At 65.8% G+C, this 16,666-nt stretch carries 18 protein-coding genes; 12 read left to right on the top strand and 6 right to left on the bottom strand.

Features of this window, described 5'->3' with window-relative positions:
* Positions 1–17: 17 nt before the first annotated feature.
* On the bottom strand, positions 18–638 hold the full coding sequence (locus AC1DKR_RS12495; RefSeq protein ID WP_105163793.1) for a glutathione S-transferase family protein: 621 nt from the start codon (positions 636–638) through the stop codon (positions 18–20).
* A gap of 79 nt (positions 639–717) precedes the next feature.
* Here AC1DKR_RS12495 and AC1DKR_RS12490 point away from each other — a divergent pair, with 79 nt between their 5' ends.
* The 7 genes from AC1DKR_RS12490 (at position 718) to AC1DKR_RS12460 (ending at position 6,833) form a co-directional block, all read left to right on the top strand.
* Complete coding sequence (locus tag AC1DKR_RS12490) at positions 718–1,686, top strand: helix-turn-helix transcriptional regulator (protein ID WP_442243721.1); 969 nt, start codon at positions 718–720, stop codon at positions 1,684–1,686.
* A 46-nt stretch (positions 1,687–1,732) separates the two neighbouring features.
* Positions 1,733–2,671 (top strand): lytic transglycosylase domain-containing protein, encoded by a 939-nt coding sequence (locus AC1DKR_RS12485; protein ID WP_442243720.1) that lies wholly within the window; start codon positions 1,733–1,735, stop codon positions 2,669–2,671.
* Between the two features lie 230 nt (positions 2,672–2,901).
* Positions 2,902–3,522, top strand: a complete 621-nt coding sequence (gene petA, locus AC1DKR_RS12480; protein ID WP_025875286.1) for a ubiquinol-cytochrome c reductase iron-sulfur subunit — start codon at positions 2,902–2,904, stop codon at positions 3,520–3,522.
* Complete coding sequence (locus AC1DKR_RS12475) at positions 3,522–4,781, top strand: cytochrome b (protein WP_025875284.1); 1,260 nt, start codon at positions 3,522–3,524, stop codon at positions 4,779–4,781. Before petA ends, AC1DKR_RS12475 begins: the two co-directional genes overlap by 1 nt.
* Positions 4,774–5,523 carry a cytochrome c1 gene (locus AC1DKR_RS12470; protein ID WP_442243719.1) on the top strand — a complete coding sequence of 250 codons (750 nt, stop codon included), beginning with the start codon at positions 4,774–4,776 and terminating at the stop codon, positions 5,521–5,523. Before AC1DKR_RS12475 ends, AC1DKR_RS12470 begins: the two co-directional genes overlap by 8 nt.
* A gap of 134 nt (positions 5,524–5,657) precedes the next feature.
* Positions 5,658–6,293, top strand: a complete 636-nt coding sequence (locus AC1DKR_RS12465) for a glutathione S-transferase N-terminal domain-containing protein (RefSeq protein ID WP_089240017.1) — start codon at positions 5,658–5,660, stop codon at positions 6,291–6,293.
* 84 nt (positions 6,294–6,377) lie between these two features.
* Positions 6,378–6,833, top strand: a complete 456-nt coding sequence (locus tag AC1DKR_RS12460) for a ClpXP protease specificity-enhancing factor (RefSeq protein ID WP_025875278.1) — start codon at positions 6,378–6,380, stop codon at positions 6,831–6,833.
* 38 nt (positions 6,834–6,871) lie between these two features.
* On the opposite strand, the gene AC1DKR_RS12455 is transcribed toward AC1DKR_RS12460, so the two are convergent.
* The 4 genes from AC1DKR_RS12455 to AC1DKR_RS12440 form a co-directional block, all read right to left on the bottom strand.
* The gene (locus tag AC1DKR_RS12455; protein WP_025875275.1) at positions 6,872–7,222 is read right to left on the bottom strand and encodes a DUF3301 domain-containing protein; all 351 of its coding nucleotides are present in this window, start codon (positions 7,220–7,222) and stop codon (positions 6,872–6,874) included.
* A 69-nt stretch (positions 7,223–7,291) separates the two neighbouring features.
* Positions 7,292–8,272: a DUF2272 domain-containing protein gene (locus AC1DKR_RS12450; RefSeq protein ID WP_312107884.1), complete on the bottom strand. Its 981-nt coding sequence runs from the start codon at positions 8,270–8,272 to the stop codon at positions 7,292–7,294.
* A gap of 112 nt (positions 8,273–8,384) precedes the next feature.
* A complete protein-coding gene (nadC, locus tag AC1DKR_RS12445) occupies positions 8,385–9,236 on the bottom strand; it encodes a carboxylating nicotinate-nucleotide diphosphorylase (RefSeq protein ID WP_025875271.1) in 852 nt (283 codons plus the stop codon).
* Positions 9,233–9,502 (bottom strand): Trm112 family protein, encoded by a 270-nt coding sequence (locus AC1DKR_RS12440; protein ID WP_089240025.1) that lies wholly within the window; start codon positions 9,500–9,502, stop codon positions 9,233–9,235. Before AC1DKR_RS12440 ends, nadC begins: the two co-directional genes overlap by 4 nt.
* A 58-nt stretch (positions 9,503–9,560) precedes the next feature.
* On the opposite strand from AC1DKR_RS12440, the gene purE reads away from it, so the two are divergent.
* Positions 9,561–10,064, top strand: coding sequence for a 5-(carboxyamino)imidazole ribonucleotide mutase (gene purE / locus AC1DKR_RS12435; protein WP_005412808.1), 504 nt, complete (start codon positions 9,561–9,563; stop codon positions 10,062–10,064).
* Positions 10,061–11,209 (top strand): 5-(carboxyamino)imidazole ribonucleotide synthase, encoded by a 1,149-nt coding sequence (locus AC1DKR_RS12430; RefSeq protein WP_478033085.1) that lies wholly within the window; start codon positions 10,061–10,063, stop codon positions 11,207–11,209. The genes purE and AC1DKR_RS12430 overlap by 4 nt, the downstream gene beginning before the upstream one ends.
* 177 nt (positions 11,210–11,386) lie before the next feature.
* Here AC1DKR_RS12430 and AC1DKR_RS12425 read toward each other — a convergent pair whose 3' ends face one another.
* Positions 11,387–11,965 carry a superoxide dismutase gene (locus tag AC1DKR_RS12425; RefSeq protein ID WP_478033083.1) on the bottom strand — a complete coding sequence of 193 codons (579 nt, stop codon included), beginning with the start codon at positions 11,963–11,965 and terminating at the stop codon, positions 11,387–11,389.
* Between the two features lie 119 nt (positions 11,966–12,084).
* On the opposite strand from AC1DKR_RS12425, the gene grxD reads away from it, so the two are divergent.
* From grxD to AC1DKR_RS12410, 3 genes are all read left to right on the top strand, one after another.
* Positions 12,085–12,405, top strand: a complete 321-nt coding sequence (grxD, locus tag AC1DKR_RS12420) for a Grx4 family monothiol glutaredoxin (RefSeq protein WP_025875264.1) — start codon at positions 12,085–12,087, stop codon at positions 12,403–12,405.
* Positions 12,402–13,199 (top strand): SDR family NAD(P)-dependent oxidoreductase, encoded by a 798-nt coding sequence (locus AC1DKR_RS12415; RefSeq protein ID WP_478033081.1) that lies wholly within the window; start codon positions 12,402–12,404, stop codon positions 13,197–13,199. The genes grxD and AC1DKR_RS12415 overlap by 4 nt, the downstream gene beginning before the upstream one ends.
* A gap of 208 nt (positions 13,200–13,407) precedes the next feature.
* Complete coding sequence (locus AC1DKR_RS12410; protein WP_478033079.1) at positions 13,408–16,620, top strand: TonB-dependent receptor; 3,213 nt, start codon at positions 13,408–13,410, stop codon at positions 16,618–16,620.
* Positions 16,621–16,666: the final 46 nt, after the last annotated feature.

Here is a 16,666-nt window from a genome sequence, read left to right as displayed (position 1 = left end):
GTGCCCGGCGAGTGCCCTTACGCCGCGATCAGCTCCGCATCGATCTGCCGCGAACGATCAAACGCGGTCATCGCGCTCATCCGTTCGATGTAGGCGGCCGTCGCCGGTGCTGGCTGCACCAGGCCGAACGCACTGGTCCAGGCCAGCGCATTGCCCCACAGCACGTCGGCCGCACTCATCACCTCGCCCAGCAGGTACGGTCCCTGCGCGAGCTGTGCTTCGATCACCTGCAGCACCGTATCGGCATCGTTGTAGGGCGACATCGCATGCGGCGGAGGATCGCGGCGCATCGCCCGGTCGATCATCGCCGGCTCGAAACAGGCGCCATAGAAGGCCATCCAGCGCAGGTAAGGGCCGCGCAGGGCGTCGCCGATCGGCGGCGCCAGCCCTGCTTCCGGGTACAGGTCGGCCAGGTACAGATAGATCGCCACCTGCTCGGTCACCAGGGCGCCGTTGTGGACGATGGCCGGCACCTTGCCCATCGGGTTGATCGCCAGGTAGGCCGGGGCCAGGTTGGCGCCAGCCTTCAGGTCCAGCACCTGCATGCGGTAGTCGGCGCCCAGCGCTTCGAGCAGGGCGACAGCGCCGCTCGAGCGTGAACGGGCGGCGTGGTAGAGGGTGATCTGGCGTGACGTCATGGCATTGCTCCCTGCAGGTGGTGGTGAAGTGGGGTCATGCTGGGGCACAATTGCGGACGACTTCTGTCCGCGATCTCTCATGCGCCATACCGCCCATCGCCTGCTTCGCCTGATTTCCCTGCTGCAGGCCCGCCGTCACTGGTCCGGCGCCGAGCTGGCCGAGCGCATGGGCGTGGACCGGCGCAGCATCCGCCGCGATGTCGAGCGCCTGCGCGAGCTGGGATACCCGGTGCAGGCCTCGGCAGGCGTAGGCGGGGGCTATCGGCTGGGTGCGGGTGCGCCGGTGCTGCCGATGCTGCTGGATGAGGAGGAGGCCACCACACTGGCGATTGCCCTGCGCGCGGCGTCGGCCACGGTCTCCGGCATCGACGACACGGCACGGGGCCTGCTGTCCAAGCTCGACCCGCTGGTGCCGGCGCGTCGCCGCCAGCAGGCCGGCGAAGTGCATGCCGCCACTGCGACCCTGTCTGACCTGCCGTCCACCGACGCGCGCCTGCTCGGGCAGCTGGCCCAGCATTGCCGGCAGGCCGCGCGGCTGGCCTTCGAATACCGCAGCGCGCAGGACGCGGTGACGCAACGGGAAGTCGAGGCCCAGCACCTGGTCAACTACGGACGGCGCTGGTATCTGCTGGCCTGGGACCTGGGGCGGCAGGATTGGCGCACGCTGCGCGTGGACCGGATGGGCGCAGTGCGTCCGCTGCCAGAGCCCGGCCTGCATCGGCGCACTCCGGCGCCGCCGGATGTGATGGTGCGTCAGGCGGTCAGCCAGGCGCCGTTCGCGCTGCAGGCCGTCCTGCGCCTGGCCGGCAGCGAAGCGGAGCTGACCGGGCGCATTCCACCCTGGTGCGGCGTGCTGGAGGCCGACGGACCAGCGCATTGCCTGTTGCGGATGGGCGCGGAAAGCCGCGGCATGATGCTGGCCCAGATCCTCAGCCTGGATCGCCTGCCGGTGGCGGTGTGGACCATGCCGGCCGAGCTGCGCGAGGAGCTGGCCCAGCGCCTGACCGGGCTCGGCCAGGTCCTGGCCGTGCCCGCCGTCACGGTCTGAGCCGGCGCCCTTGGCAAGCTGCAGCGAAGCTGGGACACTCGCGGCCATGAAGGGGAGACTGGGGATAACGGCGATCATCATCGCTGCGCTGACCGCTGCGCCGGCCAGCGCCGGTACCCTGTACAAGTGCCTCGGCGCCGACGGTGTCACCAGCTATGTCAGCAAGCGGGTGGCCGGTGCCCAATGCAGCACCATCAGCTACACCCGCAGCGCGGGCAGGGCGGTGCGCGCTGCGGTCGCCACGCCGGTGCCAACCCCGCTACCAGCACCTGCGGCACCTGCTGCAGTGGTGGCCAACGCCGAGCGTAATCCGGTCGCGGTCGCCGCCGCTGCGGCCAGTCCTGCTGTCGCAGCGACCCCGGCACCCGCAGCGGCCGCTACGCCGGCCAGTCCGCGCGGCGGCAGGATGGTCAGCGGACAGGTCTATTCGTACATGCAGGACGGGGTGCGCCACTACACCAGCGCACGCCCGACCCAGGTCGCCAACCTCGGCCCGGTGCGGACGATCCGCTACAGCTTCATGGAGCGCTGCTACGCCTGCGGGGTCAATCCGCGCGTCGATTTCGGCAGCGTGCGCCTGAACACCACGGCCTTCCAGAGCGAGATCACCTCGGCCGCACGCGAATTCGGGGTGGAAGAGGCCGTGGTACGCGCGATCATCCATGCCGAGTCGGCCTACAACCCGACCGCACTCAGCCGTGCCGGCGCCCAGGGCCTGATGCAGCTGATGCCGCCCACCGCCGCGCGCTTCGGCGTCAGCGATTCCTACGACGCGGGGCAGAACATCCGTGGCGGTGTGCAGTATCTGGCGTGGCTGTTGAAGCGTTTCAATGGAGACCTGACCCTGGCCGCTGCCGGCTACAACGCGGGCGAGGGCGCGGTCGATCGCCATCGCGGCGTGCCTCCCTACAGCGAGACCCAGTATTACGTGCGCCGGGTCGGCCAGCTGGCCGAGCGCTATCGCACGGTGCTGAGCAAGCAGTAGGTGCCGATCGTTGGTCGGCCCACCGTTAACAGGTAGGTGTCGACTGTCAGTCGCACACCTTTGAACAGGTAGTGCCGGCCGCTGGCCGGCAACCCCGCAAACTATGTTGTTGCAATGCGTTGTGTGGCGCGCAACGGTTCCGCTACACTCGACCGAGATTCAATGCGGCTCTGGCCCCCACCGGAACCGCTGGCAGCCTTAAAGCTACCTAATCAATATCGGAGTGCCGGATGGCCAACGATGGGGTACACGATCCAGTCAACACCGGACGTCGGCGTTTTCTTACTGCCACCACAGCCGTGGTGGGCGCCGTCGGCGTCGGATTCACCGCAGTTCCCTTCATCAAATCCTGGAACCCCAGTGCCCGCGCCAAGCTTGCCGGCGCACCGGTGGTGGCCGACATCAGCGCCCTGCAGGAAGGCCAACGCCTGATCGTGGAATGGCGTGGCCAGCCGATCTGGATCGTCAAACGGTCCAAGGCGATCCTTGACGCGCTGCATGGGCTGGATGGCCGCTTGAAGGACCCCGAGTCCGGCGAGAAGGACCAGCAGCCGGAGTACGTGCTCAAGCAGAACCCGGAGCTGCGCTCGATCAAGCCCGAGATCTCGGTGCTGGTCGGTCTCTGCACGCACCTGGGCTGTTCGCCGGAAATGGTCGGTGAAATCCGCCCCGAGCCCTACGACCCCCAATGGAAGGGGGGCTATTTCTGCCCCTGCCACAAGTCGCGCTTCGACATGTCCGGCCGCGTCTTCAAGGACGTGCCCGCACCCATCAACCTGAAGGTGCCCGCGCACCACTACCAGGACGACAACACCATCATCATCGGTGTCGATCCGCAGGGGGCTGCCTGATGTCCAACATCCTCAGCCGTACCGCCACCGGCGTGGCCGACTGGGTCAATGCCCGCGCGCCGGGGTTGATGCCGATCTATCGCAAGCACGTCAGTGAGTACTACGCGCCGAAGAACTTCAACATCTGGTACTACTTCGGCTCGCTGGCGCTGCTGGTGCTGGTCAACCAGATCGTCACCGGCATCTTCCTGACCATGCACTACAAGACGAATGCCGCCGAAGCATTCGCCTCCATCGAATACATCATGCGTGACGTGGAGTGGGGCTGGCTGATCCGCTACATGCACTCCACCGGTGCCTCGCTGTTCTTCATCGTGGTCTACCTGCACATGTTCCGCGGGCTGCTGTATGGCAGCTACCAGAAGCCACGCGAACTGGTGTGGATCCTGGGCATGCTGATCTACCTGGTGTTGATGGCCGAAGCCTTCATGGGCTACGTGCTGCCGTGGGGCCAGATGTCGTTCTGGGGCGCCAAGGTGATCATCTCGCTGTTCGGCGCCATTCCGGTGATCGGCAACGGCCTGACCGAATGGATCATGGGCGATTACCTGCCCAGCGACGCCACGCTCAACCGCTTCTTCGCACTGCACGTGATCGCGCTGCCGCTGGTCCTGCTGCTGCTGGTGGTGCTGCACCTGGGCGCGCTGCATGAAGTGGGATCGAACAATCCTGATGGCGTGGAGATCAAGAAGGGGCCGAAGGGCAACCGCTGGTCACCGAACGCGCCGACCGACGGCATTCCGTTCCATCCCTACTACACGCTCAAGGACGGCGTCGGCGCGGGCTTCCTGCTGATCATCGCGGCCTTCATCATCTTCTTCGCACCGGCCTTCGGTGGCCTGTTCCTGGAACACGACAACTTCACCGAAGCCAATCGCCTGGTCACCCCCGAGCACATCAAGCCGGTCTGGTACTACACGCCGTACTACGCGATGTTGCGGGTGGTGCCGAACAAGCTGGGTGGCGTGATCGTGATGTTCTCGGCCATCGCCATCCTGTTCCTGGTGCCCTGGCTGGACCGGGCCAAGGTCAAGTCCTACCGCTACCGCGGCTGGCTGTCGCGCGGCCTGCTGGGCATGTTCGTGGTGTGCTTTGCGTGGCTGATGGTGATCGGTTCCGGTCCTGGTACCGATGCGCACGAGACCTATGTCGGGCGGGTGCTGACCTTCCTGTACTTCGCCTTCTTCATCACCATGCCGATATGGACAAGGCTGGACAAGACCAAGCCGGTACCGGAAAGGGTGACCACGCATGACTGAGCGCTGGATGGTCCGGCTGGCCCTGGCGGCCGCCCTGATGCTGGGCAGTACCCTGGCCATGGCTGCCGAGGGCGGCACCAAGCTCCTGCAGGCCGGCAACGACCTGGGTGACCGGGCGTCGCTGCAGCGCGGCGCCCAGTTGTACATGAACTACTGCAGTGGCTGTCATGCACTGAAGTACCTGCGCTATTCGCGGATGGGCGATGACCTGGGGCTGAGCGAGGAAGAGGTGATGAACAACCTCAACTTCACCGGCTCGGCGATCGGCGATCCGGTGCCGGTGGCGATGCCCAAGGAGCAGGCCGAAAAGTGGTTCGGCAAGATGCCGCCGGACTTGAGCCTGATTTCCCGGGTGCGCGGCAGCGACTGGATCTACACCTACCTGAAGTCTTTCTACCTGGACAGCAGCCGCCCGCTGGGCTGGAACAACGCGCTGTTTGCCAACGCATCCATGCCCAATCCGTTGTGGGAGATGCAGGGCCTGCAGCATGCGGTGCATGGCAAGGCCGAAGCGCCGGGCATGGATCCGCCGGTGACGGGCCTGCGCATCGAAAGCCCGGGCTCGGTCGATGCGGCACAGTACGACCAGACCGTGCGCGACATCACCAACTTCCTTGAATACGCCGGCGAGCCGGCCGCGCTGAAGCGGCAGCAGCTCGGTGTCTGGGTGATCCTGTTCCTGGCCCTGCTGACCTTCCTGGTGTACCTGTTGAAGAAGGAATACTGGAAGGACGTGCACTGATCCAGGGCCGGCCATCGCAACGGGCCTATTGGCTTTTGTGATGGTCGGTTGCACACTCGGGGAGGAGTCGACCGTCAGCACGGTGCTGGCGGCGCCGATGCGGCAGGCGGTCTCCTGTCGTAGGAGAGCCTTTGATGGCGGCGAGCGTACGCATGCGCAATACACTGACGCTGTTTTCCTCGAACGACGATGTACTGTGCCACCGTGTGCGCCTGGTGCTGGCGGCCAAGGGCGTGAGTTTCGACTTCGTACCGGTGGATCCACAGAACCCGCCGGAAGATCTGATCGATCTCAATCCGTACCACTCGGTGCCGACCCTGGTCGAGCGCGAGCTGGTGCTGTATGCCGCGTCGGTGGTCAGCGAGTATCTGGACGAGCGCTATCCGCATCCGCCGCTGATGCCGGTTGATCCGCTGTCGCGCGCTCGCATCCGCCTGGCCATGCTGCGTATCGAGCACGACTGGGTGCCGCAGGTGCAGGCGATCCAGCTGGGCAACAAGACCCAGGCCGAGGCAGGGCGCAAGCGGCTGAAGGAACTGTTGACGGCATCGCTGCCGTTGTTCAAGGCCAGCAAGTTCTTCCTCAACCCGGAAATGAGCCTGGCCGACTGCGCGATGGCGCCGATCATCTGGCGCCTGCAGTCGCTGGATGTGCCGTTGCCGAAGGACAGCAAGGCGATCGAGGACTACGGCAACCGTATCTTCCGCCACCCCGGTTTCGTCCGCAGCCTGACCGATCAGGAAAAGAAACTGCGCGATCTGCCGGGCTGATCCGCCATCCGCTTTCCCGTCTGCACGCCGACCGGCGTGCAGGCGATCCGCCCCGGCCGGGGCGTCGGGCGCTACACTTCACGCATGACCGAAGACTTCTTCCACATGACCAGCCACCGACCGTACCTGTTGCGGGCACTGGTGGAATGGATCAATGACAACCAGCTGACGCCGCACATCCTGGTCGACGCCGGCGTTCCCGGCGTGCAGGTTCCGCCTTCAGCCATCAAGGATGGCCGGGTGGTGCTCAACATCGCCGAACGCGCGGTGGTACGGCTGGTGATCGACAACGAGTCGGTGAGCTTCTCGGCGCGCTTCTCCGGCACCAGCTATCCGGTGCAGGTGCCGATCAGCGCCGTACTGGCGGTATATGCCCGCGAAACCGGGCAGGGCATGGCGCTGCCGGATGACATTCCCGGTGGCGAGCCGGCGCCGGCCAGTGATGAGCTGCTGCACGACGATGAGCAGACGCCGCCGGACGACACGCCGCCCGCTGGTCCGCCGCCGAAAGGCCGTCCGACCCTGCGCGTGGTCAAGTAATGGTGGGGGCCGACCGTTGGTCGGCACACCTTTAGCCCCTACACATCCTCGGCCTCTTCGTTGTCCGCACGGATCTGGCTGATCCGTGCCGCGCCCGGGCCGGTGAAGGAAACCAGCTGATCGCCGCGCAGCACCATGCGGCCGACATGGCGATCGATGCCGTCGTAGGAATACTCGAACTTGAAGGTGCGTTCGAAGCCGAGGCGTCCGTCTTCCCCGCGCGACAGGCGCAGGCCCGTGGCGTGCACGGCCTGGTCCAGCCACTGCACATCGGCGGCACGGCAGGCGTTGCGGCCCAGTTCGATCGCACGTTCGGCGGCCGAACGCGCTGCGTTCCAGAAGAAGTAGACGATACCGCCGGCAATCAGCAGGAACAGCAGGGTGGGCATGGCGTCAGCCGTCAGGTGTCGATCCGCCAAAGATGGCGACGAATGGCGACCGGATCAAGCGGCATCTGCTCAGCGATTGCTGCCAGGCTCCGTTGCCGGCTGCAGCGGCAACGGTGTCGGCGCAGCGGGTATCACCGGCGGAAGCGGTGCGACCCGCGGCGCAGTGGCATTCAACTGCAGCAGCGCGGCCCAATCCTGCCGGTTGAAGCTGCATTCGTCCTCACGGCCCGGCGTGCAGGTCGGGTCGATGCCGGTGGTATCGCGCTCGCGCGGCGGCGGTAGCTTGATCGTGCCGGTGCGATCCAGTTGCAGCAGGCGCATCGCCACGGTGTTCATGACATTGCCGCCCACCAGGTAAAGCGTCTGGTCGCCACCGAGGTTGGCCGCCACCACCACTTCGCAATGCGACTTCCAATGGCCGACCGAGCCGTTGCCCAGGGCCTGCACCAATCCGCTGTAACTGAGCGTGCTGCTGCGGTCGCGCAGGAAGCACAGCAGATCGCCCGGCGCAGGCTTGGCGGTGGCCGGGTCCACCAGGCGGTAGGGCACGCCGGAAGGGCCTGCCTGGTAGGCGGCGCGGATGTAGTCGATATGGCGTGGGGAAGTATTGAAGCCGGGTACGCCGGCACGCACCATCACCCAGGAAATGAAGGCCGCCGACCACGGATTGTCGATCAGGAAGGCGCGGCAATCGCTGTCGGTGTAACGCGTGCCCAGCGGTGCCAGGCAGCTGCTGGCGCCGGGCTGGCTGCCCAGCGCGTTGAGCGTGCCGCTTTCGCGCCAGTAGCTGGTGACCCGTTGCCAGGCGATCAGGCCGTTGTCGGCCAGATGATCGCCTTCGGCCTCGGTGACACTGAGACTGGCGGCGCGGCCGTCACGGTCGATGAAGGGGCGATACCAGAGCCGATGCTCGTTGCAGGCGGTGTTGCGGATGGCGATCGCCAATGGGCTCAGGCCGAAACGAGGTGGAACATCGCAGGCTTCGACAGCGGCAGCCGAGAAGGGCGTCGCTGCCAGCAGCAGGCAGGCAGGCAAGAGCATCCGGCGCATGCGCGGCTCCTGTGGGGGATGGCCGCAGCGTCGCAGCGCCGTTGTGAACGCCGGGTGTGAGAACGGTAGTGCCGGCCGCTGGCCGGCAACATCACGATCCGCGAATCCACCCTCAACCCGGTGGCGGACCCAGTTTCAACGACAGGTCGATTGCCTGCACGTGCTTGGTCAGGCCGCCGATGGAAATGCAGTCCACGCCATCTTCGGCGATCGAGCGCAGGCCGCCGAGGCCGACGCTGCCGGACACCTCCAGTGGAATGCGGCCTTCGGTGATGCGTACCGCTTCGCGCCGCAGTTCCGGGCTGAAGTCGTCCAGCAGGATGCGTTCACAGCCGGCTTCCAGCGCCTGCCGCAGCTGTTCCAGGTCCTCGACCTCGACCACCAGCGGCAGCTGTGGCCATTGCTGGCGGGCGGCCGACACAGCCGCAGCCAGTGAACCGGCCGCGCGGATGTGGTTCTCCTTCAGCATCACCGTGTCGTACAGGCCGAAGCGATGGTTGTCGCCGCCGCCGCACCGCACCGCGTACTTCTGCGCCAGACGCAGGCCGGGCAGGGTCTTGCGGGTATCAAGGATGCGAGTGCCCGTACCTTCCACCGCAGCCACGTAGCGGGCAGTGGTGGTCGCTGTGCCGGACAGGGTCTGCAGGAAATTCAACGAGGTGCGTTCGGCGCTGACCAGACTGCGGCTGCGCCCATGCAGCAGGGCCAGCACGGTGCCAGCGCTGACGCTGTCGCCTTCGGCCACCCGCCACTCGATCTGCACGTCCGCATCGAGTGCGCGGTGGGTGGCATCGAACCACGGACGGCCCGCGATCACCGCATCCTGCTTGCACAGCAGGTAGGCACTGTCGGGCTGGTCGGGCAGCAGGGCGGCGGTGACGTCGCCACTGCCCAGGTCCTCGGCCAACGCGCGGGCGACATCGGCCGCGACGACGGCTGGATCCGGCGTCGGCAGCGCGCTCATGCGGTCGGGAAGTCGGCGATCTGTGCGGTCGGGATGGCTTCTTCGGCCAACAGCACCGGAATGCCGTCGTCGACGCGGAATACCTGCTTGCGGTCGCGGGTGACCAGGGCTTCGCGCAGCGGCTGCGCCAGCGGGTTGCCATCGGCGCGGTTGACGGTACCGGCGGCGATCGCCCGGTTGAGGGCTTCCAGGCCCTTGCCATCCAGCAGGGACAGGGGCTGGCGGGTATCGGGCGATACCAGCAGGTCGAGCAGCTTGCGATCCATGGTTCTTCGTCTTGCGTGGAAGATGGCTAGAATACGTCTTTAAGGCAGGTGACGGCCAATGACCCCCAACCCGATCGCGCCGCTTGTCGGCATCGTCATGGGTTCCCGCTCCGACTGGGAAACCATGCAGCACGCCGCCCAGAAGCTTGAAGCTCTGGGTGTTCCGTTCGAAGTGAAGGTGGTGTCCGCCCATCGGACGCCGGATGTGTTGTTCAGTTACGCCGAGCAGGCGGGTCCGCGTGGCCTGCGCGCGATCATCGCCGGTGCCGGCGGTGCTGCGCACCTGCCGGGCATGATCGCGGCCAAGACCGCGGTGCCGGTGCTGGGCGTGCCGGTACAGTCCAAGGCCCTCAACGGCATGGATTCGCTGCTGTCGATCGTGCAGATGCCCGCCGGCATCCCGGTCGCCACCTTCGCCATCGGCAATGCCGGCGCGTCCAATGCCGCGCTGTTCGCTGCGGCGATGCTGGCCAGCGACCAGCCGGCGATCGGCCAGGCGCTCGACGCGTTCCGCGCACGCCAGACCGAAGATGTGATGGCCCACGACGATCCGCGCCAATGAGCCTGACCGTCGGCATCCTCGGCGGCGGTCAGCTCGCCCGCATGATGGTCCTGGCCGGTGCGCCGCTGGGACTGCGCTTCGAACTGTATGATCCGGCCGCCGACGCCTGTAGTGGCCCGCTGGCGCCGCTCACCGTCGGCGCCTTCGATGATCGGCAGGCCCTGGCGGACTTCGCTGCCAAAGTCGACGTGGTTACCTTCGATTTCGAGAACGTGCCAGCTGACAGCGCGCAGTGGCTGGCCGACCGTGTGCCGGTCTACCCGCCGCCGTCCGCGCTGGCCGTGGCCCAGGACCGGTTGAGCGAGAAGACCCTGTTCCAGCAGTTGGGTATTCCGCTGCCGGCGTTCGCCGATATCCGCAGCCGCGACGAGCTGGCTGCCAAGGCCGCCGAATTCGGCCTGCCGTGCATCCTCAAGACCCGCCGCTTGGGCTACGACGGCAAGGGTCAGTTCCGCCTGCGCAGCGAAGCGGATATCGAGGCGGCATGGCAGGCGCTGGGTGCGCAGGTCGAGCGCACCGGCCTGATCCTCGAGGGCTTCGTCGCCTTCCAGCGTGAAGTCAGCGTGGTGGCCGTGCGCGGCCGCGATGGCAGCTTCCGGGCCTGGCCGGTCACCGGCAACTGGCATGTCGACGGTGTGTTGTCGGCAAGCGTGGCACCCGCGGTGCTGTCCGCTGCCGAGCACGAAGCGGCGATCGGCTATGCCCATCGTGTCGCCGAACACCTGCAGTACGTGGGTGTGTTCGCATTGGAGCTGTTCTGCCGCGACGGTGAACTGCTGGCCAACGAGATGGCACCACGCGTGCACAACTCGGGTCATTGGACCATCGAAGGCAGCGAAACCTCCCAGTTCGAGAACCACCTGCGCGCGGTACTCGGCCTGCCGCTGGGCAGCACCCGCATGCTTGGCCATGCCTGCATGCTGAACTGGCTGGGGGCGATGCCTGACCCGACGCCGGTCCTGCAGCAGGCCAGCGGCCATTGGCACGATTACGGCAAGGAATCACGTGACGGCCGCAAGGTGGGGCATGCCACCCTGCGTGATGATGATGCCGATGCACTGGCCGATGCGCTGGAGCAGGTAGGCCTGGAGCTCGACCGCCAGGCCCAGGTGGCCCCGGCCGTGCACGCGCTGCGCAACCGCTGAGCGAAGGCGTGCCGACCGCTCGCCGGCCGGCGCCGCTGTCCCGGTAATGCCGGCCGCTGGCCGGCAGACGTCGCTGATGCTGGTAGTGCCGGCCGCTGGCCCGCAACGCCCACCACCCACCACGGCCTGGCGTGATGCCGGTAGCGCCGGGCCATGCCCGGCGGATGTCCGTCCGTATCAGCGCAGCTGGTTCTCGGCGAACTCCCAGTTCACCAGTTGCCAGAATGCTTCCAGATAACGCGCACGATCATTCTGGTAGTCGGTGTAGTACGCGTGCTCCCAGACATCGCAGCAAAGCAGCGGCGTGCTGTCGCCGGTCAATGGCGTACCCGCATTGCGCGTGGCCTGCAGGCCGAGCTGCCCACCCGGGTGCTGTACCAGCCACACCCAGCCGGAGCCGAACAGGCCAAGCGCGGTCCGGTTGAACTCTTCGCGCAGACGCTGGCCGTCGCCGAACTGGCGTTTGACCAGCTCGCCCAGACGGCCCTGCGGTTCGCCACCGCCGCGTGGGCGCAGGCATTGCCAGTAGAAGCCGTGGTTCCAGGCCTGGGCGGCGGCATCGAACAGTGCGCCCTGGGCGTGGTGGACGATGTCCTCCAGCGTGGCTTCTTCCCATTCGGTGCCGACAATGGCGGCATTGACCGCGTCGACGTAGGCGCGATGGTGGCGGCCGTGATGCAGTTCCACGGTCTGTGCCGACAGGTGCGGCTGCAGGGACGAGGGCAGGTAGGGCAGTGCGGGCAATTCGACGGGCATGGACAGGTTCGTGGCCAGGGGGCGGCGGCAGCCGGTACCATCGGCTTACAATGGGGACTACCGTGGGCAGTCTAGCCGACCATCACGGTTGGTTTGTCCGGCGAAGCAAGGAGTGAGGTGTGGCGGTAATGCAGCAAATCCAGGCCGAGGTGGATCGTTACCCGCTCGTGCTGTTCATGAAGGGCACCCCGCAATACCCCATGTGCGGCTATTCCAGCCGTGCCGTGCAGGCCTTGATGGCCGCGGGCGCCGTTGCGCTGCGCACGGTCAATGTTCTGGAAGAGCCCGAGATCCGCGCCAACCTGCCGCGCTTCTCCAATCTGCCCACCTTCCCGCAGCTGTTCATCAACGGTGAGTTGATCGGCGGCTGCGACATCGTCATGGAACTGTTCGAAGCCGGCGAGCTCAAGCGCATCGTCGAAGAGGCTGCGCAGGGATGAGCGCCTGGCCATCGACGTCACCGGCAGACGGGGCGCTCGATGGCCGCCCTTTGCAGGATCGCGTGGTGCTCGTTGCTGGCGCCGGTGGTGGGCTGGGGAGTGCCGCGGCTGTGGCTGCCGCCGAGGCGGGAGCGACCGTGGTCCTGCTGGGGCGCAAGCCACGCCGGCTGGACCGGGTCTACGCCCAGGTGCAGGCGGTGGGGCCGGAACCCCTGTTGTACCCGTTGGACCTGGAAGGTGCAGGTCCCGACGATTATGCCGAACTGGCCCAGGCCGTGGCACAGGAGCTGGGACGTCTTGATGGCCTGCTGATCTGTGCAGCGCACTTTCCCGGCCTGACCCCGTTCGAGCTGGCCGACCCGGCCAGTTTCGCCCGTGCCGTGCACGTCACCCTGACCGCTCCGGCCTGGCTGGCCCAGGCCTGCCTGCCGTTGCTGCGCGAGCGTGAAGACGCGGCTCTGGTATTCACCGTGGATGCTCCTGAGCGGGTGGGGCAGGCTTACTGGGGCGGCTATGGTGCCGCCCAGCATGGTCTGCGCGGGCTGATCGGCAGCCTGCATGACGAGCTGGCCCGAAGCCCGGTGCGGGTAAGTGGTCTTTACCCCGGCCCCTTGCGTACCGCCCTGCGGGCGCGGGCCTATTCGATCGACCAGGACCCGGCCGCACGTGGCCCGGAGGCGGCCGCTGCTGCGGCCGTGACCCTGTTGTCCGCCGCTGGACAGGCGTGGCGCGGGCAGGTGCTCGATGCGGGCAATCCGCCATCGAAGAGTGAAGACGTTAGTAAAGCGGAATGAAGATTCCGTCACGATAGCGTTGCGATCCGGTGCCGTTTGTCGCACAACCGTCACATTGAAAGCGTAGCGTGTTAATCTAGTGTTAACCGTTGCGGCAGCTGCCGTTCACGGTAGGGAACCCCAGATAAATGTCCGAACAGCCGCCCGCAAGGCTGCTTGGATGCGCTTTTTTTCCGCCATCGCCAACTCGCATCGAGGCTACCGAACAATGACTCACCCATTCCGGATGTCCAAGCTCACCCTTGGTCTCGTGGCTGCGCTCGCCGCCGCTCCCGCCTTCGCCCAGAGCACCTCTGCCGGTGTCGGCGGCCAGGTCGTGTCCCGCGCCGGCCAGCCCGTCGCCGGTGCTGAAGTCACCATCACCCACACCGAGTCGGGCACCGTTTCGCGTGCCACCACCGATGCGGCGGGTCGTTACAACGCGCGCGGCCTGCGCGTGGGTGGTCCGTACTCGATCACCATCACCAAGCCGGGTGAAGGCACCAAGACCGAAGATGGCGTCTATCTGGGCGTGAATCAGACCGGCACCATCAATGCCACCCTGGCCGGCGACCTCGCCGCGACCAACCTGGACACCGTGCAGGTCACCGCTGTCGGCGGCGGCTCGGAAGTGTTCAGCGCCACCAAGATGGGTTCGGGCACCAACATCAGCCAGCAGCAGATCGAAGTTGCGCCGTCCATCGGCGGCAACATTCAGGATCTGATGCGTCTGGATCCGCGCGTGACCTTCATCGATCGCGCCTCGGGCTCGATCTCGGCCGGCGGCCAGAACCCGCGCTTCAACTCGATCAGCATCGACGGCGTCTCGGCCAGCGATACCTTCGGCCTGGAAGGCAACAACATGCCGACCCGCCGCCAGCCGGTCGCGATGGAAGCCATCGAAGCGCTGGACATCAACCTGTCCAACTACGACGTCAGCATCGCTGCTGCCGCCGGCGCCACCGTCAACGCGGTGACCAAGTCGGGTACCAATGAATTCCACGGTTCGGTGTACGGCACCTACCGTGACGGCGACTGGTTCGGCGACAACCCGGAAGGCCAGCCGTTCAATGGCTTCACCAAGGAAAAGACCTACGGCATGACCGTCGGTGGTCCGATCGTCAAGGACAAGCTGTTCTTCTTCGCCAACTACGAGAAGTTCGAGCAGTCCGCCCCGGGCGCCGATCTCAGCACCACCCCGCTGGGCAAGGCCAATGGCCAGTTCACCCTGGCTGACGTGACCCGTGCGCAGCAGATCGCGCAGGGCTACGGCATCGACGCCGGTGGGATCGAAAGCAACGGCGACACTTCGATGGAAGAGTACGCGCTGAAGCTGGACTGGAACATCAGCGACAACCACCGCGCCAACATCCGCTACAGCAAGATCGACCAGAGCAAGCTGCGCATCAACGGCATGACCACGAGCTCGGCCTCGCTGAACTCGTACTGGTACCAGCACAACAAGACCAATGAGAGCTACGTCGCCCAGCTGTTCAGCGACTGGACCGACAACTTCTCGACCGAGTTCAAGGCCTCCTACCGCGAGTTCTCGGCGATCCGTGCAGTCAATACCAACGCTCCGAGCGTGCGCATCTATTTCGATGGCACCACCGCTGCGCCGTCGGGTGACTCGCTGTACCTCGGTACCGAAGTCAACTCGCAGGACAACATCCTGACCACCAAGGCGTGGAACTACTACGGTGCAGGTACCCTGACCCTGGGTAATCACGACGTCAAGTTCGGTGCCTCGTACGACACCAACGACATCTACAACTATTACGGCGCCAACTCGTGGGGTGCCTACACCTTCTACGGCCTGGATAATTTCGCTGCCGGCCGTTGGAGCACCTACGACTACGCCCCGGAGCGTACCCCGGGTTCGATCGCTGCTGACTACAAGTACAGCAACCTGGCGCTGTTCGTGCAGGACACCTGGTATGTCAACAGCAACCTGACCCTGACCATGGGCCTGCGTGCCGACCGTCCGGACACCAGCCCGAACCCGACCTACAACGCTGCTGCGTCGACCTTCTTCGGCTACAACAACAGCAAGGTCTTCGAAAGCAAGTTCCTGGTGCAGCCGCGCTTCGGCTTCAACTACACCTTCGACACCGAGCGTCCGACCCAGCTGCGCGGTGGCGTCGGCCTGTTCCAGGGCGATTCCCCGCAGGTGTGGCTGAGCAACAGCTACTCGGCGACCGGTTTCAACACCACCGTCTACAGCTTGCGCTCCAATGCCTACAATGCTGGGCTGAAGTTCAACGGCGACAAGGACAGCCAGCCGGTACCGACCGGCCCGGGCTCGACCCAGCAGAATGTCAACTTCGTCGGCAATGACTTCAAGCTGCCGTCGATCTACAAGGCCAACCTGGCCTTCGACCATGAAACCCCGTGGTACGGCATCGTGGCTTCGGCCGAGCTGCTGGTCACCAAAGTCAAGGACGGTCTGTTCTACCAGAACCTGAACCTCGGCCCGGTGCAGTATCAGGGTCCGGACGGCCGTGACATGTACTACGCGCAGAACAAGGTCGGTGCGTGGGCCAACGGCGACGCGCGCGTGCAGCGCAACACCGCCTACAACAACGTCTACCTGATCAACAACACCGACAAGGGCCGCACTTCGCAGTTCACCGCGTCGCTGTCCAAGCCGTGGAGCGACACCAGCGACTGGTCCTGGAACATCGGCTACACCTATACCGATGCCACCGAAGTCGGCTCGCTGACCAGCTCCACCGCCAGTTCGGGCTGGAACTACCAGTACGCCTTCGACGCCAACAGCCCGGTCGAGAACACCTCGCGCTACCAGATCCGCGACCGCCTGTCGGGCGCGCTGAACTGGAAGCACAAGTTCTTCGGTGACTACGAGACCAAGATCGGCCTGGTGTACGAAGGCCGCAGCGGCCGTCCGTACAGCTACGTGTACGCCAACGACGCCAATGGCGACGGCCGTTCGGCCAACGACCTGTTCTACGTGCCGAAGGGCCCGGGCGATGTGCTGTTCGGCAACCTGGCTGCCAATGGCCAGTTCACTGCCAACGCGCAGATGGAGAAGGACTTCTTCACCTGGCTGGCCGCCAATCCTGACCTGGCAAAGTACGCCGGCAGCGCAGCTCCGGCCAACGGCTTCCGCAGCGGCTGGATCAATACCTTCGACATCCGTATCAGCCAGCAGCTGCCGGGCTTCATGAAGGGTCACAAGTCGGAGATCTGGCTGGATATCCAGAACGTCGGCAACATGATCAACAAGGACTGGGGCAATATCTACGACTACGGCTTCTTCGCCGACAGCCGCGTTGCCACCCTGCAGGGCATGTACCAGGGCAAGTACGTGTACAACTACCGCGGTGCGGATACCCCGACCGTCGCCAACGCCGACGCCGATGGCTTCGACGTGGGTGTGTCGCAGTGGTCGCTGCAGCTGGGCTTCCGCTACCAGTTCTGATGAACTGACGTAGTTGCTGCATACGGAAACGGCCGGGGAAACCCGG

Source organism: Stenotrophomonas sp. 01N47, from assembly GCF_056399165.1.
The sequence above is the reverse complement of the archived record's forward strand: the minus strand, read 5'-3'. Positions and strand labels throughout refer to the sequence as shown.

Excerpts from the sequence above, each read along its gene's own strand:
- AC1DKR_RS12470 (WP_442243719.1), top strand. The coding sequence starts at position 4,774 with ATGACTGAGCGCTGGATGGTCCGGCTGGCCCTGGCGGCCGCCCTGATG.
- AC1DKR_RS12450 (WP_312107884.1), bottom strand. The coding sequence starts at position 8,272 with ATGCGCCGGATGCTCTTGCCTGCCTGCCTGCTGCTGGCAGCGACGCCC.
- petA (WP_025875286.1), top strand. The coding sequence starts at position 2,902 with ATGGCCAACGATGGGGTACACGATCCAGTCAACACCGGACGTCGGCGT.
- nadC (WP_025875271.1), bottom strand. The coding sequence starts at position 9,236 with ATGAGCGCGCTGCCGACGCCGGATCCAGCCGTCGTCGCGGCCGATGTC.
- AC1DKR_RS12415 (WP_478033081.1), top strand. The coding sequence starts at position 12,402 with ATGAGCGCCTGGCCATCGACGTCACCGGCAGACGGGGCGCTCGATGGC.
- purE (WP_005412808.1), top strand. The coding sequence starts at position 9,561 with ATGACCCCCAACCCGATCGCGCCGCTTGTCGGCATCGTCATGGGTTCC.
- AC1DKR_RS12430 (WP_478033085.1), top strand. The coding sequence starts at position 10,061 with ATGAGCCTGACCGTCGGCATCCTCGGCGGCGGTCAGCTCGCCCGCATG.
- AC1DKR_RS12490 (WP_442243721.1), top strand. The coding sequence starts at position 718 with ATGCGCCATACCGCCCATCGCCTGCTTCGCCTGATTTCCCTGCTGCAG.
- AC1DKR_RS12465 (WP_089240017.1), top strand. The coding sequence starts at position 5,658 with ATGGCGGCGAGCGTACGCATGCGCAATACACTGACGCTGTTTTCCTCG.
- AC1DKR_RS12410 (WP_478033079.1), top strand. The coding sequence starts at position 13,408 with ATGACTCACCCATTCCGGATGTCCAAGCTCACCCTTGGTCTCGTGGCT.
- AC1DKR_RS12485 (WP_442243720.1), top strand. The coding sequence starts at position 1,733 with ATGAAGGGGAGACTGGGGATAACGGCGATCATCATCGCTGCGCTGACC.
- AC1DKR_RS12475 (WP_025875284.1), top strand. The coding sequence starts at position 3,522 with ATGTCCAACATCCTCAGCCGTACCGCCACCGGCGTGGCCGACTGGGTC.
- AC1DKR_RS12460 (WP_025875278.1), top strand. The coding sequence starts at position 6,378 with ATGACCGAAGACTTCTTCCACATGACCAGCCACCGACCGTACCTGTTG.
- AC1DKR_RS12455 (WP_025875275.1), bottom strand. The coding sequence starts at position 7,222 with ATGCCCACCCTGCTGTTCCTGCTGATTGCCGGCGGTATCGTCTACTTC.
- AC1DKR_RS12440 (WP_089240025.1), bottom strand. The coding sequence starts at position 9,502 with ATGGATCGCAAGCTGCTCGACCTGCTGGTATCGCCCGATACCCGCCAG.
- AC1DKR_RS12495 (WP_105163793.1), bottom strand. The coding sequence starts at position 638 with ATGACGTCACGCCAGATCACCCTCTACCACGCCGCCCGTTCACGCTCG.
- AC1DKR_RS12425 (WP_478033083.1), bottom strand. The coding sequence starts at position 11,965 with ATGCCCGTCGAATTGCCCGCACTGCCCTACCTGCCCTCGTCCCTGCAG.